At 35.3% G+C, this 1,916-nt stretch carries 2 protein-coding genes; both read left to right on the forward strand.

The annotated features are described in order from the left end of the window. On the forward strand, window positions 1–886 hold an 886-nt coding region (locus tag BFL01S_RS19460), incomplete at its 5' end, for an HNH/ENDO VII family nuclease (RefSeq protein ID WP_218008546.1). Further along, the gene (locus BFL01S_RS19465) at window positions 883–1,326 is read left to right on the forward strand and encodes an SMI1/KNR4 family protein (RefSeq protein WP_061786705.1); all 444 of its coding nucleotides are present in this window, start codon (window positions 883–885) and stop codon (window positions 1,324–1,326) included. The genes BFL01S_RS19460 and BFL01S_RS19465, both read left to right, overlap by 4 nt. Window positions 1,327–1,916: the final 590 nt, after the last annotated feature.

Consider the following 1,916-nt stretch of genomic DNA (forward strand, 5'->3'; position numbering starts at 1 on the left):
AGAAGACCCAAAAGGAACGTTACAAAGCATTGGAGAAGGCGCACAAGCCGTTTGGGATGACCCAAAAGGCGTAGCTAAAACCATCGGTAACGAAATTAAAGACTCCTGGAACGAACAGGTTATAAATGGCGATGCAAAAAGCAGAGGCCACTATTTCTCTTACCTAACCGCTAACGTTGCCATGAGCATAGTCGGCACCAAAGGAGCGGACAAGCTCGCAAAAACGACGAAGTTTGAACAACTCAGCGGTGCCGCCACCAAGAAACTGAATGAAGGTGCCGCAGCCATTCATGTGCGTACGCAGTCAGCTCTGCAGAACTTGGGTCTAAATAAGCTGGATAATCGTTTAGCGTATCCAGGTGTTGGATCTGTGAAGGGGAATGATGGGTATCAGTTTATTGAGCGTGTGGATGGTGGTAATGGAGTTGGGACGAAGGTTAGGGATGAGAGTGGTAAGGGTACGGGTAAGTCTAATTTAACAAATGACATTTATAAAGTAACGTCTAAAGATGTTCAACAAGCAATTCAAGGTTATGAACAAACGGGTAAATTTACAGCACAATTTAAAGGTTTTGAAGTGAAAGCACAACGTTCATTATCAAATATGTCAGATAAACAGTTGATATATTCATTTAAAAAAGGGTATGCACCAAAAGATGGAGTTTATGATACTATTATACTTCACCATCATGAACAAAGAGTTGAGGGACCAATAATTGAGATGCCTAGTAGGTACCATGATTTAGGAAACAAAAGACAGCATCCATTTGGAAATAAAGGTGGAGTTGGCAGTGGAGAAGCCAGGCAGGAATTCAATAAATGGCGTAAAGAATATTGGAAAGCAAGATATGCTAATGAAATGATTAAAAGGGGGATAATTGAATGAAAATAGAATTGTTAAATGCAATTGATGAAGAGCTTGAAATGTGCCCAGAAGCATTTGGAGGGACTGTTAATATTGAGGAAGTAATGCAAGCTGAAGTTGAGCTAAAAGTGAAATTACCTGAGGACTTTAAAATGTTTCTTTTGAAGTATGGTTCAGGAGCAGTTGGTGAAGCGATTGTTTTGGGATTGAGAGAAGCAGAGTTTGTTGCTACACCATCATTTGTAGAGAAATCTCTACAGTTTAGAAATATTCTTCCTGAAGGGTATGAGAATTTTATTGTTATTGGAGTAGACAGTGCAGGGAATCCAGTAGGTTTTAATTCTCCTAATACAGAAATCATTACATTTGATTTTGATTTTGGTGGAAAAGAGATTATAGCAAGCAGTTTTGAAGAGTATTTAGAAAAGGCTCTTAAAGAAGAGATAAATATACATTTTTAATGGATTAGATGGCTACTTAGAAAATTAATGGGACCTTCAATAATTTTGTGTAAATACGAATTTGTTGTTCTTATAGATATTATTCACTAGTTTGTTTTAAACATCATTTGTAGCTCTGCTCGAGCTTGAACAAGATCTGTTGTAAACTGATTCATAGGAAGGCCTTCTTTATTTGAATTGGTTGTGGTGATTTAATTCTAAAAGAAAAGGTCTTCCTTTTTATATTTGTTCATTTATCCAAAATATTTTATTCTCTTTTACTAATTCAAATTATTTAAAATAATTTGAATTATAAGGGGAATGATAGATGAGTAATGTAGCAATTAAAATAAGCTCTGATGGTCCATATCTGACGAAGTATAATTTGCAAGATTAAGTGAAAACAGAATTAATTTTAAAAATAATTAAGCGGGCGCTTAGTAGTGTTAAGGAAGTAAATAAAGCAAAAAAAACTAAAAGAATTAAAATTTAACTAAAAGCACTTGCCTTTTAAAAAGACAACGAGTGCTTTTTTATTTGAATAAATAATCTATGGCTAATCTGTACATTACATATATAAGTTATAGGGTGTTCAAGCTCAAGCGTGTTGG

This window comes from Priestia flexa NBRC 15715 (genome assembly GCF_001591565.1).
Lineage (GTDB): Bacteria > Bacillota > Bacilli > Bacillales > Bacillaceae_H > Priestia > Priestia flexa.

Excerpts from the sequence above, each read along its gene's own strand:
- BFL01S_RS19465 (WP_061786705.1), top strand. The coding sequence starts at position 883 with ATGAAAATAGAATTGTTAAATGCAATTGATGAAGAGCTTGAAATGTGC.